Origin of the sequence: Kosakonia sp., from assembly GCF_032104925.1 — a bacterium.
In the GTDB taxonomy this organism is placed as follows: Bacteria; Pseudomonadota; Gammaproteobacteria; order Enterobacterales; family Enterobacteriaceae; genus Kosakonia.
Genome location: NZ_DAMCGF010000008.1, coordinates 24,917 through 44,153, shown reverse-complemented (window position 1 = coordinate 44,153; position 19,237 = coordinate 24,917). Strand labels below are relative to the sequence as shown.

The 19,237-nt window shown below is 56.0% G+C and carries 19 protein-coding genes and 1 tRNA gene; 5 read left to right on the top strand and 15 right to left on the bottom strand.

Annotated features, from left to right (window positions below; genetic code table 11):
- Positions 1 to 9: 9 nt before the first annotated feature.
- From phnK to RT644_RS16460, 8 genes are all read right to left on the bottom strand, one after another.
- Positions 10 to 768: a phosphonate C-P lyase system protein PhnK gene (phnK, locus tag RT644_RS16495; RefSeq protein ID WP_020456186.1), complete on the bottom strand. Its 759-nt coding sequence runs from the start codon at positions 766 to 768 to the stop codon at positions 10 to 12.
- Positions 765 to 1,613 (bottom strand): alpha-D-ribose 1-methylphosphonate 5-phosphate C-P-lyase PhnJ, encoded by an 849-nt coding sequence (locus tag RT644_RS16490; RefSeq protein WP_020456187.1) that lies wholly within the window; start codon positions 1,611 to 1,613, stop codon positions 765 to 767. The genes phnK and RT644_RS16490 overlap by 4 nt, the downstream gene beginning before the upstream one ends.
- Entirely contained in the window at positions 1,606 to 2,670 is a 1,065-nt protein-coding gene (locus RT644_RS16485) for a carbon-phosphorus lyase complex subunit PhnI (RefSeq protein WP_313627303.1), read from the bottom strand. Before RT644_RS16485 ends, RT644_RS16490 begins: the two co-directional genes overlap by 8 nt.
- Complete coding sequence (phnH, locus tag RT644_RS16480; RefSeq protein ID WP_045511859.1) at positions 2,670 to 3,254, bottom strand: phosphonate C-P lyase system protein PhnH; 585 nt, start codon at positions 3,252 to 3,254, stop codon at positions 2,670 to 2,672. The genes RT644_RS16485 and phnH overlap by 1 nt, the downstream gene beginning before the upstream one ends.
- Complete coding sequence (phnG, locus tag RT644_RS16475) at positions 3,251 to 3,703, bottom strand: phosphonate C-P lyase system protein PhnG (RefSeq protein ID WP_045511862.1); 453 nt, start codon at positions 3,701 to 3,703, stop codon at positions 3,251 to 3,253. Before phnG ends, phnH begins: the two co-directional genes overlap by 4 nt.
- Positions 3,704 to 4,429, bottom strand: a complete 726-nt coding sequence (phnF, locus tag RT644_RS16470; RefSeq protein ID WP_044489777.1) for a phosphonate metabolism transcriptional regulator PhnF — start codon at positions 4,427 to 4,429, stop codon at positions 3,704 to 3,706.
- A 188-nt stretch (positions 4,430 to 4,617) separates the two neighbouring features.
- A complete protein-coding gene (gene yjdN / locus RT644_RS16465; RefSeq protein WP_313627302.1) occupies positions 4,618 to 5,064 on the bottom strand; it encodes a VOC family metalloprotein YjdN in 447 nt (148 codons plus the stop codon).
- A 93-nt stretch (positions 5,065 to 5,157) separates the two neighbouring features.
- A complete protein-coding gene (locus RT644_RS16460; RefSeq protein ID WP_045511864.1) occupies positions 5,158 to 5,493 on the bottom strand; it encodes a zinc ribbon domain-containing protein YjdM in 336 nt (111 codons plus the stop codon).
- A gap of 601 nt (positions 5,494 to 6,094) precedes the next feature.
- Between RT644_RS16460 and crfC the strand changes: the two genes are divergently transcribed.
- A complete protein-coding gene (gene crfC / locus RT644_RS16455) occupies positions 6,095 to 8,449 on the top strand; it encodes a clamp-binding protein CrfC (RefSeq protein ID WP_313627301.1) in 2,355 nt (784 codons plus the stop codon).
- Positions 8,446 to 9,324: a diguanylate cyclase regulator RdcB family protein gene (locus tag RT644_RS16450; RefSeq protein WP_020456195.1), complete on the top strand. Its 879-nt coding sequence runs from the start codon at positions 8,446 to 8,448 to the stop codon at positions 9,322 to 9,324. Before crfC ends, RT644_RS16450 begins: the two co-directional genes overlap by 4 nt.
- Positions 9,325 to 9,528: 204 nt before the next feature.
- Here the strand turns inward: RT644_RS16450 and kdgT are convergent, their stop codons facing one another.
- Positions 9,529 to 10,527, bottom strand: coding sequence for a 2-keto-3-deoxygluconate transporter (gene kdgT / locus RT644_RS16445; RefSeq protein ID WP_020456196.1), 999 nt, complete (start codon positions 10,525 to 10,527; stop codon positions 9,529 to 9,531).
- A 653-nt stretch (positions 10,528 to 11,180) separates the two neighbouring features.
- On the opposite strand from kdgT, the gene proP reads away from it, so the two are divergent.
- Positions 11,181 to 12,683: a glycine betaine/L-proline transporter ProP gene (gene proP / locus RT644_RS16440; RefSeq protein WP_020456197.1), complete on the top strand. Its 1,503-nt coding sequence runs from the start codon at positions 11,181 to 11,183 to the stop codon at positions 12,681 to 12,683.
- Positions 12,684 to 12,717: 34 nt separating this feature from the next.
- On the opposite strand, the gene RT644_RS16435 is transcribed toward proP, so the two are convergent.
- The 3 genes from RT644_RS16435 to RT644_RS16425 form a co-directional block, all read right to left on the bottom strand.
- Entirely contained in the window at positions 12,718 to 13,671 is a 954-nt protein-coding gene (locus tag RT644_RS16435) for a nickel/cobalt transporter (protein ID WP_313627300.1), read from the bottom strand.
- Positions 13,672 to 13,749: 78 nt separating this feature from the next.
- Positions 13,750 to 14,361, bottom strand: coding sequence for a DUF2238 domain-containing protein (locus RT644_RS16430; RefSeq protein WP_020456199.1), 612 nt, complete (start codon positions 14,359 to 14,361; stop codon positions 13,750 to 13,752).
- A gap of 427 nt (positions 14,362 to 14,788) precedes the next feature.
- Positions 14,789 to 14,864: transfer RNA gene (locus RT644_RS16425), tRNA-Phe, on the bottom strand.
- A gap of 183 nt (positions 14,865 to 15,047) precedes the next feature.
- Between RT644_RS16425 and RT644_RS16420 the strand changes: the two genes are divergently transcribed.
- Both RT644_RS16420 and RT644_RS16415 read left to right on the top strand, forming a co-directional pair.
- Complete coding sequence (locus RT644_RS16420; RefSeq protein ID WP_020456201.1) at positions 15,048 to 15,893, top strand: AraC family transcriptional regulator; 846 nt, start codon at positions 15,048 to 15,050, stop codon at positions 15,891 to 15,893.
- A gap of 37 nt (positions 15,894 to 15,930) precedes the next feature.
- Positions 15,931 to 16,536 (top strand): LysE family translocator, encoded by a 606-nt coding sequence (locus RT644_RS16415; RefSeq protein ID WP_114413851.1) that lies wholly within the window; start codon positions 15,931 to 15,933, stop codon positions 16,534 to 16,536.
- On the opposite strand, the gene RT644_RS16410 is transcribed toward RT644_RS16415, so the two are convergent.
- From RT644_RS16410 to cutA, 3 genes are read right to left on the bottom strand one after another with little or no spacing between them, the layout of a single operon-like run.
- Complete coding sequence (locus RT644_RS16410) at positions 16,533 to 17,108, bottom strand: transcriptional regulator (RefSeq protein WP_017459204.1); 576 nt, start codon at positions 17,106 to 17,108, stop codon at positions 16,533 to 16,535. The two genes, RT644_RS16415 and RT644_RS16410, sit on opposite strands and share 4 nt — an antisense overlap.
- Before the next feature lie 47 nt (positions 17,109 to 17,155).
- On the bottom strand, positions 17,156 to 18,856 hold the full coding sequence (locus RT644_RS16405; protein ID WP_313627299.1) for a protein-disulfide reductase DsbD: 1,701 nt from the start codon (positions 18,854 to 18,856) through the stop codon (positions 17,156 to 17,158).
- Entirely contained in the window at positions 18,832 to 19,155 is a 324-nt protein-coding gene (cutA, locus tag RT644_RS16400) for a divalent cation tolerance protein CutA (protein WP_017459202.1), read from the bottom strand. Before cutA ends, RT644_RS16405 begins: the two co-directional genes overlap by 25 nt.
- Positions 19,156 to 19,237 lie beyond the last annotated feature (82 nt).

The following is a 19,237-nucleotide window of genomic DNA, read 5'->3' as shown; positions in this document are numbered from 1 at the left end:
ATCCACTCCTTAATTTTGCAATACCGAGGAGACCAGCAATTGGGTGTAAGGGTGGTGCGGATCGTCGAGCACCCGATCGGTTAACCCACTTTCCACCACCTGACCTTGTTTCATCACCAGCAAGCGGTTCGCCAGCAGCCGCGCAACGCCCAAATCATGGGTCACCATCACCACGGCAAGGTTCATCTCCACCACCAGGCCGCGCAGCAGGTCGAGCAAACGCGCCTGTACGGAAACATCCAGCCCGCCTGTAGGCTCATCCATAAACACCAGTTTCGGGCGGGTGACCAGGTTACGGGCAATTTGCAGACGTTGCTGCATGCCGCCGGAAAAAGTGGTAGGCAAATCGTCGATGCGTGACGGCGGGATCTCGACATCGCTGAGCCACTGCTCAGCGCGGGCACGGATATCGCCGTAATGCCGCGCCCCGGTTGCCATCAGACGTTCGCCGATATTGCCGCCAGCGGAAACCTGGCGGCGCAGACCATCGAGCGGATGCTGATGGACCACGCCCCACTCGGTGCGCAGCAGGCGACGGCGTTCGGCTTCGCTCATCGCGTAGAGGTCGCGCGCCTGGTACGTAATGGTGCCGTGCTGAGGCACCAGGCGCGCCGAAATGGCATTCAGCAGCGTGGTTTTGCCAGAGCCAGATTCACCGACAATGCCCAGCACTTCGCCCGGCCACAAATCGAAAGAGACGTCCTGAAAGCCCTTGCCTGGCGCATAAAGATGGGAAAGGTGAGTCACCGAAAGCAGCGGTTGGGTCATTTGCGTAAAGCCTCGCTCTGTTGGCGGCAGAAATCGGTGTCGGAGCAGACGAACATGCGCGTGCCGGTATCATCCAGCACCACTTCATCCAGGTAACTATGGGTGGAACCACAAATGGCACACGGCTGATCCCACTTTTGCGGCGCGAAGGGGTAATCCTCAAAATCGAGGCTCACCACCTGCGTATAGGGCGGCACGGCGTAGATGCGTTTTTCACGCCCGGCGCCAAACAGTTGCAGGGCGGGCATCATGTGCATTTTCGGGTTATCGAACGCCGGGATTGGCGACGGGTCCATCACGTAGCGGGCGTTCACTTTTACCGGCCATGCGTAGCGGGTAGTGAAGTTGCCAAAACGGGCAATATCTTCGTACAACTTCACCTGCATCACGCCGTACTCTTCCAGCGCGTGCATGGTGCGGGTTTCCGTCTCGCGCGGCTCGATAAAGCGCAGCGGTTCCGGGATCGGCACCTGGTAAATCAGAATTTGATCTTCTTTGAGCGGCGTTTCGGGAATGCGATGACGCGTCTGAATCAGCGTGGCGTCGGCGGTGCGTTCGGTGGTTTCCACGCCGGTAACGCGGGTAAAGAACTGGCGGATGGAGACGGCGTTGGTGGTATCGTCCGCGCCCTGGTCGATCACTTTCAGCACGTCATCTTCGCCGATCACGCTGGCGGTGATCTGGATGCCGCCGGTGCCCCAGCCGTAGGGCATTGGCATTTCGCGCCCGCCAAACGGCACCTGATAACCGGGGATCGCCACTGCTTTCAGCAGCGCGCGGCGGATCATGCGTTTGGTTTGCTCATCAAGGAAAGCAAAGTTGTAACCGGTTAGCGCGTTAGCCACGATGTTTCTCCTGTTGCAGCTGTCTGAGCAAATCCAGTTCGGCCTGGAAATCAACGTAGTGGGGGAGTTTCAGATGCGAGACAAAACCTGCGGCTTCGACGTTATCCGCGTGCGCCAGCACAAACTCTTCGTCCTGCGCCGGGCTTTTAATCGGCTCGCCGTAGTCGGCGGCTTGCAGGGCGCGGTCGACCAACGCCATCGCCATCGCTTTGCGTTCGCTCATGCCGAACACCAGCCCGTAGCCGCGGGTAAAGTGTGGCGGCTCATCATGCGGTGCGACAAAGCCATTGACCATTTCGCATTCGGTTACCAGCAGTTCGCCGATGTTGACCGCAAAACCCAGCTCTTCCGGCACAATTTCCACATCGATATACCCGCTGCGGATCTCACCGGCGAACGGGTGATTGCGCCCGTAACCGCGCTGAGTGGAGTAGGCGAGCGCCAGCAAGTAACCCTCATCGCCGCGCGCCAGTTGCTGCAAACGTGAAGCGCGTGAACAGGGGTAAACCGGGGGATTACGGGTAATGTCGTCCGGGGTTGCGCCGCTATCTTCTTCGGCTTTTGCCAGCCCTTCGTTGACCAGCAAACTGAAAACGTGCGGGGCGGCGTCCTGCTGCGCTTCGCGCGTGGTGAGCGTCGGCGTTTCGCCTTCGGCGAGCAGGGTGAAATCGAGCAGGCGGTGGGTGTAATCGTGCGTGGGGCCAAGCAACTGGCCGCCGGGAATATCTTTGTAAACCGCTGAGATACGGCGTTCTAAACGCATTTTCGCGCTGTCGATGGGTTCGCTCACCGCCAGGCGCGGCAGCGTGGTGCGGTAAGCGCGCAGCAGAAAAATGGCTTCGACGTTATCGCCGCTCGCCTGTTTTAACGCCAGCGCCGCCAGTTTCCGATCGGCAATGCCGCCTTCGGTCATCACGCGGTCGACCGCGAGGTGCAACTGGTCGGCGATTTGTGCAACGCTCAGCTCCGAAAGCTCCGCGTCGCCACGGCGTTTATGCTCCTGCAGTGCGTGGGCTGCGGCGATGGCCTTTTCGCCCCCCTTGACAGCAACGTACATCAGTACACCTCCACCAGCGTGGTTCTCGGTATCGCCAGCGCGCGTTCGCCGCAGGTCAGGATCACGTCGATGCCTGTCGGAAACGAGTGCGGGCGGTCGGTAAACTCATCGGTAATGCACTCCGGCAACTGCGGGGCAACCATGCGTTCTTCCAGAATGCCCGGCCCGGTCAGGCGCAGCATGCGCCCGCCGCTCAGTGCCGGGAGCTGTAAAATCAGGGTCGCGCTGCTTTCCGGGCTGATATCCGTGCCGCCTGGCAGGGCGCTCAGTTGCTCGGCGCTGAGGGTGTGATCGGCAATGGCGAACAGCGAGTGTTGCGGTTGATCGACCAGCGGCGCGTTGGTGTGAAAGCGCAGGTTCTGACGCACGAGGTCGTTATCCACGGCGGCGGAAAGCCAAATCGGTGTGTCGTTATCGGCAAGCGTCAGCAATACGCTGGTGGTGGCCGGGTTGAGCGGCGGCCAGCCATGTTTTAACTGCGGCAGCGAGACAATCACACCCGGCTCGCTCATGGCTTTTAACAGACGGCGAAAACAGTGTTGGGCATCGTGAACCGCCGACGCGAAAGCGGGTTGTAAGGTCATGCGTTATCTCCGCGAACCAGCGTAAAGAAGTCGACCCGGCTGGCGTTGATTTCGGCCTGACGCGCAGTAAGTCGCGCGGCGCGGTCCGCTTCCAGCGGGGTAATAAGGGTTTCCATCAACGTCTGGAAATAGGAAGGGTCCTGCAACAGCGCATCACACACGGCGCAACGTTCGGCGTGGCCTTTATCGCGCCCGAGCACCCAGCTGAAACCGAGCGTGCCGCATTCCAGGCGAATAACCGCGCGCGTTAATGTTGCATCGCCGGGAAAGAAACGATCGCCGGTCGCGCCCATGCGTGCCTGGATCTGCACCAGGCCTGTCTGCGGGGCGCGCACCTGTTCATATTCCGGGGCGAGTCCGAGCGTGCGCATTCGGCCGCGCAGCATCTCCGGCGTGGCGTGCGCGAGTGCGGCCATCCAGCGCTGTCGGGTTGGCGTATCAAAATGCATTCAGTGCTCCATGGTGAATTCGATCATGTCGGCGCGCGTCAGGCTGACGGAGTATTCCGTGGCGTTGACCTCGCCTTCACGATGGTTGAGGGTGCGCACGCAGAGCAGCGGCGCCATATTGGGTATCTCCAGCCAGCGGCTCTCTTTAACTTGTGCGCGACGGGCGCTGATGCGCGTCTGGGTGCGTTTCAGGCTGACCCCTGCCTGTTCACGTAAAAAGTCATGCAGCGAACCGCTGTCAAATTGTTGCAGCAGCGGCCATAACTGCAGATCGGAGAAATAGTGATCGATAAGGCACAGCGCCACGCCATTCACCCGACGGCGAGTGCGCAGGTGAATCACGTTGTCGCCCTCCTGGATGCCTAATGCATCGGCGACGTGTTGCGACGCCGGACGCAGCACCGCCAGCAGACGTTCGCTGGTGGGATGGCTGCCTTGATCGAGCAGGTTTTGGCTAAAGCGCGCCTGTGCATTGAGGGGGTAGTCGAACGGGCGCATTAGCACCATCACGCCAACGCCCTGGCGGCGCTGTACCCAGCCTTTTTCCACCAGTTGATCGATCGCGCGGCGCAGTGTGTGGCGGTTAACCTCAAAGCGCGTGGCCAGTTGTTGTTCTGCAGGCAGCCAGTCACCGCAGCGATAGTTGCTGCGCAGTTCCTGCTCTAACCTTGCGGCGATTTCCTGATAGCGCGTGGGGTAGCTGGTCGGATGTCTGGACAAGTGCATGCTCATAGTAGCTCCGCGGGCCAGGTAAAAAGTGGTCTTATCGTGAAGTGCAAATGTTGCATTTTGGTTATGCGGTGATTGCGCCGGGATGAATCTTGGCAAACGGGGAGAAGCCGTATGGCGGTATGAAAATGAAAAAGGAGCCGCTGGCTCCTTTTTCATTAAAGATATCAAGTTAAATGAAGAGATTAAGCGGCGGGCGGTGCTTTGGCGACATTCACCATCCAGGGAATGCCGAATTTATCAGTCACCATGCCAAAACCGTGCGCCCAGAATGTCTCCTGCCACGGCATGGTGACGCGCCCGTCGGCGGCAAGCGCGTCGAACCAGGCTTTGCCTTGATCGACATTCTGTGTGGCGAGACTTAAGGTAAAACCGCTGTAATCCCCGCTGTTTTGCCTGCCGTCGCTCATCATGATTTCGCTACCGGCAATGCGTAAATTCGCATGGGCAATATCGTTATCGGCGAAAGCCTGACCCGCAGCGCAGCTTTCATCGCTATTGCTCTCTTGCGGAGATTTAGGCATTTCACCAAATGTTATCTTGTAGGTTAATTCGGCATGGAGTGCCTGTTGGTAAAACTCGATGGCCTGCTGGCACTGGCCAGAAAAAGAGATGTAGGGACTGAGCGGCATAATCATTACCTCGGGTAACGAAATCTGCCATAAAGTGTAGTCGCCGCGGGAAAAAGTAAACCAGACGGGAAGCGAATGCTTCCCGTCAAAACATCAATTCTTTTTAACAAATTCAGATTTGAGTTTCATTGGACCAAAACCGTCGATTTTACAATCGATATTATGATCGCCTTCCACCAGACGAATATTTTTTACCCGGGTGCCAATCTTCAACATTGAAGAACTGCCTTTTACTTTCAAGTCTTTAATTACGGTGACGGTATCACCATCGGCTAAAAGATTGCCGTTAGCATCTTTGACGATTAATTCATCTGCATCGTGAGCAGGTTCCGCATCGTTCCACTCGTGGGCGCATTCCGGGCAAATGAACATGCCATTATCTTCATAGGTGTATTCGGAATTACATTTTGGGCAGTGGGGGAGTTGCATAGGGAGTTCCTCAAAAGTACATACAGAGCGGGATAAACCGCACAAAGGCTCAGCGCCAGAAAGGCTGCGATTATACAGCAAAACCGTACAGTTGCCGTTGTTATTATTTTTTTCAGAAAAAACATAAAAAGATGAAAGTAGTGACACAACCTGTCATTCGGTTAAGCGATGCTTATCCCAGAAACATGATGAGTAAATTCTTACACCAGTTATTTAGATTATTTTCTGGTGGAAATTGCCAGCATTTACTAATTCATATAAGGTGGCGTGTAGTATCTGGTGTAATTCGAACCCGAACTGTCATGCCTGCTACGCTGCCAGCAATGGTGGTTATTACCTCTCAAATTGGGTGGGTAAATAAATGATGATATATCCTGGTTGTTCCTGAAAATGAGCTAAGCTCAAACTCTCTGGTTTTTATCACCGGAGTTGCGCCGCTGTCATTTTTTGAGAAAAAAAATATATATTTTCCTGAGTATCATCAGGCGTTTATCTTTTCGAAGATATTTTCCACACGTAATTATAAAAGCCGAAACTTCACTAATAAAACATTCCGGCTAAATAAAAGTAAGAAAATTTGCGTTAAGGAAAGACTTTTGACATGCACACACAAACAATTTTTGAATTAAGCCAGGAAGCAGAAAGATTGTTGCAACTTTCCTTGCACAATCTCCAGGCTTTAAAAAAAATACCGACGGCGACGTTTGATGAGACGAACGCCACCGGTAAGGCGGAAAACGCCAATGTTTTGCCGTTGCATTTCAGCGCGCGCGGCGTTGAAGCGCAGCAGGCGACGCTGCATAACGAATTACGGAAAATTACCCGGCTGGAAATGGTGCTGGCGATTGTCGGTACCATGAAGGCAGGAAAGTCGACCACCATCAACGCGATTGTTGGCACGGAAGTGCTGCCCAACCGCAACCGGCCGATGACTGCGCTGCCCACCCTTATTCGCCACACACCTGGTCAAAAAGAGCCGGTGCTGCACTTTTCTCACGTCGGGCCTATCGACGCGCTTGCGCAACAGCTTCAGACGCGGCTTTTTAATTACAACCGTGAAAAGCTGGCGCAAAAAATTGAAATCGATAAAGACATGGCCGCGCTGCTGGATCGTATTGCGCAAGGCGATGCCTTTGATAAGCACTATCTGGGCGCACAGCCGATCTTCCACTGCCTGAAAAGCCTCAATGATCTGGTGCGCCTCTCCAAAGCGCTGGATGTGGACTTCCCCTTTTCCGCGTATGCGGCGATTGAACACATTCCGGTGATTGAGGTGGAGTTTGTGCATCTGGCCGGGCTCGATAATCAACTGGGCCAACTGACACTGCTGGATACCCCCGGGCCGAATGAAGCCGGGCAGCCACATCTGCAAAAAATGCTCAGCGAGCAACTGGCGCGCGCTTCGGCGGTGCTGGCGGTGATGGACTACACACAGCTTAAATCCATCTCTGATGAGGAAGTGCGCCGCGCGATCTCCTCGGTCGGCCGCTCGGTGCCGCTGTACGCACTGGTGAATAAATTCGATCAAAAAGATCGCAACAGCGACGATGAAGATCAGGTGAAGGCGCTGATTTCCGGTACGTTAATGAAAGGAAACATTAACCCGACCCAGATTTTCCCGGTCTCTTCAATGTGGGGCTATCTGGCGAACCGCGCCCGCCATGAGTTGCAGCACCAGGGGCGTTTGCCGGATCCGCAAGAGCAGCGCTGGGTGCAGGACTTTGCCGAAGCCGCGCTCGGACGCCGCTGGCGCAACGCCGATTTAGAGGATATTGAGCATATCCGCCATGCCGCCGATCTGCTGTGGGAAGATTCGCTGTTTGAAAAACCGATTCGCACACTGCTGCATGCCGCACACGCGAACGCCTCGCTTTATGCGCTGCGTTCGGCGTCGCATAAGCTGCTGAACTACACCCAAAGCGCCCGCGAGTACCTTGATTTTCGCTATCAGGGATTAACCGTGGCCTATGAAAAGCTGGAGCAAAACATCTCCCGGCTGGAAGAGGACATGGCGCTGCTGCGTAGCTGCCAGGAAGGCGTTAGCGATGAAATTGAACATGAAGTGGAAGAGGCGCTCGCCGCAGCCGAAATCTATATTCATGGCCAACAATTTGAAATTGTCGAAGCCATTGATGCCTGGTTCCATGATGGTCAGTTAATGACAATGGTCAGAGAAAGCCATGCCGACCTGCGTTTCGATGAACATTTCGCGCCGGGGCAACTGGTGCTGGAAAATGAAGGCCAGGCGCAGGTCGCGCTCAGTAAAATCCGCTCGGTGTGCGAGACGATTTTAGTCGCGGCGCAGGAGCGCATCAGCCGTGAGCTGGCACAGCGTTTCGACGAACTGGAAAATACGCTGGCGCGCTCGTTGAACGATGCGATGCGCCCCATCGAAACCCGTATTAAAGAGGAACTTACGCACGCTGGTTTTCGCGCCCGTATCAGTTTCCCGGCGTTCCAGGCAAGCGCGCTCAACTTTAACGCCCGTTCGTTGTTTACCAATGTGATCGCGCCGCAAGATTTGCCTGCCGGGCAGGCGCCGCGCGCTGGCAGCATGCGGGAAACCGTGTCGCGCTGGCTCAACAACCCCAACTGGGGCTGGGACGATTATGTCGCCACGCGTACCCGCTATGTGATCGACCTTACGGCGTTAAATAAGAAACTCATCGACCATGTTGCTCATTTTTGTGAACAAATTCGTAAAGCTTTAAGCGCGCAGGTCGATGTTTCTGTTACGGCGGGAATGGCGACATTTTTTGCCGAGTTCTCGTTAAGTCTCGCGGGACTACAGGAAAGTTTGCGTGACAGCCTGGCGATACGACAGCAGAACGAGTCGTCAGTGTTGGCGTTGCGCCAGCAGTTGCAGCAGAGCATCAGGACGGCCAATTGGATCCATGAGGACGCACGCCTGTTACGCGATGATATACAAACCCTCTTCGCGGCAGATCTACCATGAAAAATCGACTACTGGACGGCCCGGGGCGCGTACTTGAGTGTATTCACCCGAAATTTATCGTGGATTTGGTGCAGGGCGTTGATGCGCCGCGCCAGACGCCGATTGTGCCTCAACAGCAGTTGTTTCGTGAGCGGCTGACGCAGGAGATCATGGCGCAAACGCAGCTGCGCCCGTGGGCAATGTCTGGCGTATTAAATGAGAACGACGCGCTGCGTCTGGGGCTGGCGGAAAAACTGGCCAGCATGCTTGATCCGGGATATCTGGCATTAACCCGCATTACCGAGCGGCTGGCGGCATTGCAACAAGCGGAGCGCCGTCCTGCCAATGCGACGCCTGGCGTGCAGCAGCAATATGACGAACTGGTTGAGCATTTCAGCCAACGTGCGGCGTGGAAAGAGAAAGCGCTGACCCAGCGCGGACTGGCCGTACAGGCGGGCAACCATAGCGAGCAAGTTTTTGCCCACTGGCGTGCCGGGAATTACAACGGCTGGTCGATGGCCGGACGCTGCTACATCGCGCTGGAAGAGTTGCGCTGGGGGGCGTTTGGAGATGCCTGCCGCCTGGCGAATGAAGGTGTGGCGACGATGCTGAAAGATAATCTGCGCGCGATGGCTGCCGATTTTCTGGCGCAGGGGATTAATGCTTCGCCGGCAACCCGACATTTCTACCACCAATGGCTGGCGACACCTTCGACACCAGGATTGATGGACTATAAAGATTTACTCGGCTGGCTTGGCGACTGGTGTGATGCTGAACGCCATCCGATCTGCTGGTCTGTCACCCAGAGTTGGCAAACGGTGGCGCTCGGCATGCCGCGGCTCTGTTCCGCGACACGCATCGCGACGGCGATGGTGGACGAAGTGTTTGGTGAGTAACCCGCTTTCATACCCGTAAACATCCCTCATATAAAGACAGCGGTGAGTAACGGTGAGAGGGGTAATCAAAACCCGCAACGGGCATTTTCTCCCGGTCATGCGCGCGAGCATGGCAAAGCCAACTCTTGCGGATCACGCCCGCCGGATGCGCTTTTCAACTGGCATTAAAAAAGCCCCATCAGGGGCTTTTTTGATCGAGCACGTTTAGTGTCCTGTCGACTCGATCGGGTTCTCTGCTTCCTCTTTCGCGTGCGGCACATGACCGAAGCGTTTCGCATACAGCGCGGTGATAATCGGCACCAGAATGGCCGTCACTATCACACTTGCGGCGACCAGCGCGGTTGCGGATGCGGCAACCGGTTCAAATGCCGGGTTAATCTGCGCGATAATCACCGGGTTCGCCACCGCCGCGCCTGCCGCAGAAGAGGCTGCCACACCTGCCGTTCCGTTGCCGCCACCGATTACACGGTCGGCGATAATCAGCGGAATACCGGTGATGATAATCACCGCAACGCCGAGGAAGATGCCCAGCAGGCCGGTTTGCATGATAACGCTCAGGTTGATGGTGTTACCCAGCGCGAAGCCGAAGAACGGGATCAGCACCGGCGTTGCTTTACTGAAGAAAGCGCGCAAATCGTGATCGAGGTTACCGAGCGCGAAACCAATCAGGAACGGCAGCACGGCGCCGACAAAGTGGTGCGGCTCAAACGAGGCCAGACCGGCGGAGCCGAGGATCACCATGGTCATCAACGGGCCGGATTCCAGCGACATCAACACAAACGCGCCGGACTCCTCTTTGCTGCCGTACTGGTTCATCAGGCTCGCGTACAGACCGCCGTTGGTCATATCCATGGCGGATACCAGCGCCAGCACGGAAAGCCCGGCAAAGAATCCGGTCTGGATGCCGGTGTCCGGAATAAACGATGCGGCGATCATCGCCACTACCCAGGCGACGGCAATTTTTGTCAGCACCAGCGTGCCGGATTTACGTAAAACGGTGCCGGTAGCGCGTAAATCAATGGATGCGCCAATACAGAAAAACCACACTGCAAGAATGGGTACTGTGCCGGTAATCATCCCTTTAGTGAATGAGCCAAAATAAGCACCGGTATCCGGTGCCAGCGTATTCAACATTGCGCCTAACAGCAGCGGAACCAGCATCATCCCGCCAGGAATGCGTTCTATCGTGGCCTTGATTTTCATAATAAATCCTCACTGCTCGTCATTGCCATGAACGAGGAAAGCTAAAAATTAATAGTGAATATTTTCAATTCATTAAAGAATTTCTCAGGCAGGGCACTCGCTATCGATTGCCGCTGGTCGCCGCATTTAAAGACGCTGTGTTGCGCCACTCTGCGGGGTTATGTCGTTATCATCCGATCAATGGAATATCTATTCAAGAAGAATGAAACAATGTTTTAGTTATGCCGATCACATATTTTGCGTAAAGATAATCTGATATTTGTTTATTTATTTTTGCTGTAAATGAGTTGTGAAGAAATATATGGGGGAGATGGCAAGGAAGATAATAATCACCAAGGTGATTACCGGCATATTTTTAGCCTGCTGCGCATTAGATGTTTCTTATTCCCGATGAGAGAAAAAGCGTTAAAACTATGAGGAGGATTATTGCGTGGTAAAACTATGTGAATTTGATCACATTTTTAAACCCTGTTAGGGTAAAAAGGTCATTCATTGCCCGGCAGGCGTCAACAGGTTCGGTTGTACAGGCTTTAAACAGTCCGTGTAAGTAAACCTGCTACGCTTGAACAGGAAGGCTGAAAAGCCATTTAAAACGCCCGGCAGGGAGAGTACGCCGGGCGGTTCAGGGCGAAAGTCTAAAGAGGAATAGATGCATGCTAAAAAGGAAAAAAATTAAACCCATCACCTTGCGTGATGTAACCATTATCGATGATGGCAAATTGCGTAAAGCGATTACCGCCGCATCGTTGGGTAACGCCATGGAGTGGTTTGATTTCGGCGTTTACGGCTTTGTCGCCTACGCCCTTGGTAAGGTGTTCTTCCCCGATGCAAACCCCAGCGTGCAGATGATTGCCGCGCTCGGGACGTTCTCCGTTCCGTTCTTGATTCGTCCGTTAGGCGGCCTGTTCTTCGGCATGTTGGGCGATAAATACGGCCGACAAAAAATCCTCGCAATAACGATAGTGATCATGTCCGTCAGTACCTTCTGTATTGGTCTGATCCCGTCGTATGCCACCATTGGTATCTGGGCGCCGATTTTACTGCTGCTGTGTAAGATGGCGCAGGGCTTTTCGGTGGGCGGCGAATATACCGGGGCATCCATCTTTGTCGCCGAATACTCGCCGGACCGAAAACGCGGCTTTATGGGCAGCTGGCTGGATTTTGGTTCCATCGCCGGTTTTGTGCTCGGCGCGGGCGTCGTCGTTCTGCTCTCTACCATTGTCGGTGAGGAGAACTTCCTCGACTGGGGCTGGCGTATCCCGTTCTTCCTGGCGCTCCCGCTGGGGTTAATCGGTCTCTATCTGCGCCACGCACTGGAAGAGACGCCTGCCTTCCAGCAGCACGTCGACAAACTGGAGCAGGGCGATCGTCAGGGGTTGCAGGATGGGCCTAAAGTCTCATTTAAAGAGATTGCGACCAAACACTGGCGCAGCCTACTGGCCTGTATTGGTCTGGTGATTTCCACCAACGTGACCTACTACATGCTGTTGACGTATATGCCAAGTTACCTGTCGCATAACCTGCACTATTCCGAAGACCACGGCGTGCTGATCATCATTGCTATCATGATTGGTATGCTGTTTGTGCAGCCGGTAATGGGGCTGTTGAGCGACCGCTTTGGCCGCCGTCCGTTTGTTATTCTGGGCAGCATTGCGCTGTTTGTGCTGGCGATCCCGGCCTTCATCATGATTAACAGCAACATTATTGGCCTGATCTTCGCGGGTCTGCTGATGCTGGCGGTGGTGCTGAACTGCTTTACCGGCGTGATGGCGTCAACGTTGCCAGCGATGTTCCCGACGCACATTCGCTACAGCGCGCTGGCGAGCGCGTTCAACATCTCTATCCTGATTGCCGGTCTGACGCCGACGCTGACGGCCTGGCTGGTGGAAAGTTCAGCCAATCTGCTGATGCCTGCCTATTACCTGATGGTGGTTGCGGTGATTGGCCTGATTACTGGCCTGACGATGAAAGAGACAGCGAATCTACCGCTCAAAGGAGCGACCCCGGCGGCGTCGGATCTGCAGGAAGCGCGGGAAATCTTGCAGGAACATCACGATAATATTGAGCAGAAAATCGAAGATATCGATGAGGAGATCGCTCAGTTGCAGGAAAAACGTGCGCGCCTTGTGCAGCAACATCCAAAAATCAACGAGTAATGCCAATCCCGGATGGCGCGGTCATCCGGGATTTTTAGCATCCCGCCGCAATATAATCTCCGTTTGCACTCACCGGAATAACTGTTAAAAACAGCACCAGCGCGAACAGGATCAGCGCCACGCCACCGGCGATTTTCAGCACCGGAACGAACTTGTGTAATGTGCTTGCCTCACCGCCAAAAAACGCCGCCGTGCTGTTACGCGCATAGCGCACCGCCAGCGACAATCCGGCGATCGACAGTGCCGTGCCGACCGCCATGGTCATCACCGCCGCAATGCCCCAACTCACGATGCCGAGCGCATTGGCGAAGAGCAAAATCATGATCGCACCGCTGCACGGGCGTGCGCCAATAGCGAGGATCACACCAAGACGCGTTTTCCAGTCGCCTTGCGTGCTCATGCCAACGCCGTGATGGCCGCAGCCGCAATGATCGTCGTGCTGATGTGCGGGAGCCAGTGAGCGGATTGCCAGTTTTCGTGGCTGCAGGGTTTTGAGTGCATTCCAGACGACATACGCACCGAAACCGCCAATCATCACCGCGCTTATTTTCTCAACGTACCAGCGGCTTTCACTGAGATCGCCTGCGGCAAGGTTGAAACCGACCGCCAGAATAAAGACGAACAGAATAGCGCTGACGCCTTGCATCAGGCTGCCCAGCACGGGAACGACGCGCGCCGCAATCTGGCTTTCGTTGTTAGTGCTAAGCCAGGTGGTAACGATGAATTTGCCGTGGCCTGGGCCAATCGCGTGCAGCACGCCATAAAAGAACGCGCCGGTCAGCAGCCATAAGCCGCCGCTGTACTGGTGGTTGTTCAGTTGCAGTAAATACATCACCAGATAGCGGTGCAGGGTGATTTGCGTTGCCAGACACCATTGCAAAAAGGCCGCCCAGTGCGCATGTAAAACGAAGGCCGCTGCCAGCACCACCGCCAGCAGGGCAACGGCGGCGGGTAAGCGCCAGTCACGAGTGAGAAGTTGCGTGGTCATAGGTATGTGGGCGTTGGGGGGAATCTCCGGAGTATAGGCGGCGAATACCGTTGGCTCCAGTCTTCGCCGCGCTTTGTCTTACACGTTGAGCTGGCGTTTGTGCCAGCGCCCCAGAACCAGCACCGTAGTCAGCGCGCCAAGCAGGGCGCAGAACATATCCGACTGGGTATCCCACGGATCGCCCTGGGTGCCGAGAAACTCATCTGCGCCCTGGCCCATAGCCAGCGCCGCCCACCATTCAATTAATTCATAGGTGGCGCTAATCGCCAGCGCAATGCAGCAGACGATAAAGTCGAGCATCTTCCCGCCCCGCACATATTGCCCGCGCAGCAGTATTTCTCTGGCAGCAAGCGCCGGCACCAGCCCCTGAAAGAAGTGGCCGAGTTTGTCATACGGGTTACGGCTCAGCCCCAAAAGATGTTGCACATCAAAACCAACCGGGACTTTCGCGTAGGTATACATGCCGCCGACCATCAGAATAATGGCGTGGAAAAAGATCAGCACATACAGCAGCGATGTCAGCGGATAACGGCGCCAGGTGACGAGCAACAATGGCACGACAACCATTACCGGAACCACTTCCATCAGCCAGGTCACCCGGTCTTTGGCAAACCAGCCGGTATAGATAAGGATCACTAACAGCACCAGCGCCGCCGCAGACAGCGAGGCGCGATTCACGCTCTTAACCATAGGAATATCCGTTTCAGGAAAAACGACACTATTGACGCGATCGCATGGAAAAACAAGGTGCTGCGATTTCCAGTAGAACAATGTGGCGGGAAAGGAGAGAGCAATGGAAGATCGGGTGCGCTGAAAATCATTCCAGCGTGGCGAAGAGCCGCATGGTGCAGGGTCGGTTACTGAACATGCGCGGCGAATAATCGAACGTAGTTTGATGAAGGGGCTGCATTTCCGAAACAAAAACCCGCCTTTTGGGCGAGTTCTTTAAAATAATGGTGCCTGGACCCGGACTAACGCCGTCAGGCGTTGAACAGCGCGCTTGTCGCGCTGGCCCCGAAGGGGGGAGCCGCTTGCGGCGAATAATCGAACGCAGTTCGATGGAGAGTCCATATCTCCAAAAGCAAAAACCCGCCTTTTGGGCGGGTTCTTTAAATAGTGGTGCCCGGACTCGGAATCGAACCAAGGACACGGGGATTTTCAATCCCCTGCTCTACCGACTGAGCTATCCGGGCAACGGGGCGCATTAAACCTTAATCGTCTTAAGGCGTCAACTTTATTTCCTTCAATTCTATCCAGTTGCTCAACTTTACGGCAATCTGAGCAATTGCGCGGCACAAATCGACCATTGCACAAATCTTCCAGACTTATACCTTAAAGATATGAATGCTAACTTCCGGTGGCACTTTGGAGGCGATATGGCGAAAGACTGGCTGGAACTGCGGCAACACGCGGACACGGGAATTGAAACCATCCGCGCACATTTTGAAGGGCACGCTTACGATCCGCACTGGCACGATAGCTACCTGGTGGGCATTACGCTTTCCGGTACGCAGCAGTTTCACTGTCGGCGGGAGCGCCACCGCAGTACGCCGGGCGATGCCTTTCTACTGGAGCCGGGCGAGATCCACGATGGTGACGCCCCGGTAGAAGGCGGGTTTACCTATCTGACCTTTTACCTTGATGATCGCTGGCTCAGCGACACATTACGCGGCCTATATGAATCGGTGCCGTCGAGCTATTCACTGCATTTTTCCCACACTATTGCCAGGGAACCGCAACTGATCCGCGCGATTGCCAGGACCTTTTACGCACTGCACAGCGAAGAGATGCGCATCATCCAGCAAAGCGCCATGGATGGGCTGCTCAGCCAGCTTACGCACCATTGCCAGTGGCGCAAACGGCTGCCGTCGCAATTGCAAAGCACAGCCATTGCACACCGTGCGCGTGATTATCTGCATGCGCACATTGGCGATAACGTTGGCCTTTCGGATCTGGCGCGCGAAACGGGAACCGATCGCTTTACACTGACGCGCTGTTTTAAACGCGAGTTCCATTTAAGCCCGCACGCCTGGCTGATCCAACTGCGGCTCGCCACCGCACGTTCGCAGCTGGCGAAAGGGGAGACGCCAGCAAGCGTTGCTGCCGCGCTGGGATTTGCCGATCAAAGCCATCTTGGGCGCTGGTTTCAGCGCGCATATCGCCTCTCGCCCGCGCACTACCGCAGGCTGTGCACAAATCTTCCAGACGACGACAGCAAATAACGCGACAGTCTAAGGCTCATTAATAAGGAGCCTGCCTGTGAACCTGTTTTATAGCTATCTGCCGTTTTTACTCTTCGCGTTTGTGGCATCGATTACTCCTGGCCCAACCAACATTTTGATCCTGACCAGCAGCCAGCGCTTTGGCATCAAAGCGACGTTGCCTGCGGTGGTGAGCGCCTGCGTGGCGGCCAGCCTGATTGTCTTTATCTCCGGCGCGGGCGCGGGTGAAGTGCTGCGCAGCTATCCGCTGGTACGTGAGGTGATGAGCTGGGCAGGGGCGTTGTGGTTAAGCTGGCTGAGCTGGCAATTATTTACCGCGCCCGCGGCCGATTTGCAGGGCGAAGCGCAGCGACCGTTTAGCGGCCGTGCGGCGGCGATGCTGCAACTGATTAACCCGAAAACCTGGATGATGGCGCTGGCGGTGGTAAGCCTGTTTGCCCCGCACGGCGCGCATCCTTTGCGCGAGGTGTCGTTACTGTCACTGTGGTTTTTGTTGATCTCTCTGCTGTGCCTGAGCGCGTGGACGCTGCTCGGCAAGGCGGTCAACCGGCTGTTTCGCACCACCACATCGCTACTCTGGTTTCAGCGTGTGATGGCACTGTGCCTGTTGCTTTCCGCCTGGGCGGGATTTCTGGGCGCTTAGGTCAGCGCACCGCCCTGGCGGCAGCGGGCAAAACGCAGAATATCTTCCGCCAGCCGCTGGGCCGTATCGACATCGGCCTGGCTGCGGTTAACCAGCATCCGGCTCAGACAGCCCTCCAGCACCAGCTCCATCTGCTTCGCCACCATCGCCGGATCGTCCACTTCTAACTGCGTCAGCAACTGATGGGTGAAATCATGTGCGTCGCGCTTTTGCTGATCCGCAAGCTGGTGGATCGGGTGCGCCGGATCAGGGAAGAAGGTGCAGGCGGCAATAAACAAGCAACCCGGATAGCGGTTATTGCTCACACATTCGGTGAGCGCCCCGTAGCGCGCCAGCAGTTTTTGCTCATTGCTGAGCGTTTCGTCCAGCAGCAGTTGCCTGCGCCAGACATCTACCTGCTGGCTGAGGTAACGCAGCGCGTCATACAGCAGCGCCTCTTTGTCTGGCCAGAAACGGCGGAACTCATCGATGGGATAGTCGATGCGCTCGGCAACCATTTCAAGAGTGGTGTCCGCAATCCCTCTTAATTCAAGTAATTGCAAAGTTTGACTCAAAACGTCTTCGCGTTGCACGGTGATATCCTCCGTTATCTGAAGCGAGTTCCCCCACACAGTGTTGTTTACGGGGCGCGATTGCGCAAATGCGCGGCGAACGCGGCGGCGTCCATAAACCCGGTCACCCGGGCTGCCGGTTGCTCACGGCCTTGCGCGTCGAAAAACAGGATCGTCGGCAGACCCAGCACATTGAGCTGGCGCAGCAGTGCAGCGTCCTGCGCGTTGTTGGCCGTTACGTTGGCCTGCAATAACACGGTATCTTTCAGCGCCGCCTGTACGCGGGCGTCGCTAAAGGTGTACTTCTCAAACTCTTTGCACGCCACGCACCAGTCGGCATAGAGATCCAGCATCACCGGGCGGCCGTTGGCCTGCGCCAGCGCCTGGTTCAGATCGTCGACGGTGGAAATGGACGTGAAGGCCAGCGGCGAGTGTGTCTGCGCGGCGGGGGTGCCAAACGCCCAATCCTGTAACGGACGCGCACAGATCAGCGCCGCGCTGAGCAGGGCGATTTGCAGCACGCGGACAAACGCACGCTTCGCACCCAGACTGGTGATAAATGCCCAGCCGAAAAACGCCACGCCGAGCAGCGACCACAGCCGCAGCCCCCAGGTTTCACCGAGCACGCGCTCCAGCAGAAAAACCGGCAGGGCGAGGATCACAAAGCCAAAAGCGGTTTTGACCTGCTCCATCCACGGCCCGCTTTTGGGCAGCAGCCGGTTACCGAACACCGTCACGAGGATCAGCGGCAGGCCCATGCCCAGCGCGTAAAGATAGAGCGTACCGCCGCCGAGCCACAGGTTACCGCTTTGCGCAATATAGAGCAGGATGGCGCTTAACGGCGCGGTGGTGCAGGGCGAGCAAATCAGCCCGGCTATCGCGCCCATGGCAAACACCCCGCCCACGGAGCCACCCTGCTGGCGGTTGCTCCACAGGGTTAAGCGGGTTTGCAGTGCAGAAGGAAGCTGTAAGGTAAACAGGCCGAACATCGACAGCGCCAGCAGCGTGAACAGCACCGACAAGCCAATCAGCACATACGGGTGTTGCAGCGCCGCCTGGAATGATAATCCTGCCGCTGCGACTACCAGCCCCAGCGCCGTATAGGTGAGCGCCATTCCTTGCACGTAGATAAACGCCAGCAGCAGCGCGCGCGGCGTGGCAAGGCGCTGTCTCCCGCCAAGTACAATGCCGGAAATCAGCGGGTACATTGGCAGCACACAGGGCGTAAAGGCGATACCAATACCGATCAACAGCGCCCACAGTGCAGAGAAGGGAAGCTGATTTTCCGTGGTGTCCTGCGTTGCGGCTGGCGGTGTATTCACCGGCGCCTGTGTCGTTGCCGCCGCGACTTCCATCAGCGGCACCACTTTGGTTTCAGGCGGGTAACAGAAGCCGGCATCGGCGCAACCCTGGTAAGTGACGGTCAGCGTTGCGCCTTTTGCCGCCGCGTTGATATCGAGCGGCAGGTTCAGGCGCTGGCGGTAGATTTCCGTTTTGCCGTAGAACTCATCTTCATGCATCTCCCCTTTTGGCAGCGTTAACGCGCCAATAGTTGCTTGCGCCGGGGTGACGTGAATTTGCTGGCGATAAAGGTAGTAACCCTCTTTAACCTGCCAGTTGAGCGTTAAGTCATGCTGATGCTGCTGAAAATCAAAGATAAACGCCTGATCGGCGGGCACAAAACTGGAGCGACCGGGCGCGTCGAATAAGCCCGCAGAAGCGGTGGTGCTGCACAGCAGCAGGATCAGCGTAAAGATGCGTTGAGCCATGAGAGGTAATCGTAATCTCCGTGGGTGACGGGTAAAGCCAGTAATTCCGGGGTTTGGTATGGATGGTGCGCTTTGATGCTGGCGAAGAGGTCTTCCAGATGTGCGACATCGGTTTTGAGCAGCAGTTGCACTTCATACTCTTGTTCGAGTTTGCCTTCCCAGTAATAGAGCGAGGTCGCGCCCGGCAAAATGGTGACACAGGCAGCGAGCTTATCTGCCAGCACTTTGGCCGCCAGATCCTGGGCGGTGGCTTCATCCGGGGCGGTGCAGAGTACAACAACGGCGTCAGGCGTGTTCATCGTCAACCTCGTAAGCGCGAAAGCCACGACTATACCACGCGAAGTGAGAGGATCGGGCCGCCGGGCGACCCGATTTTAAGAC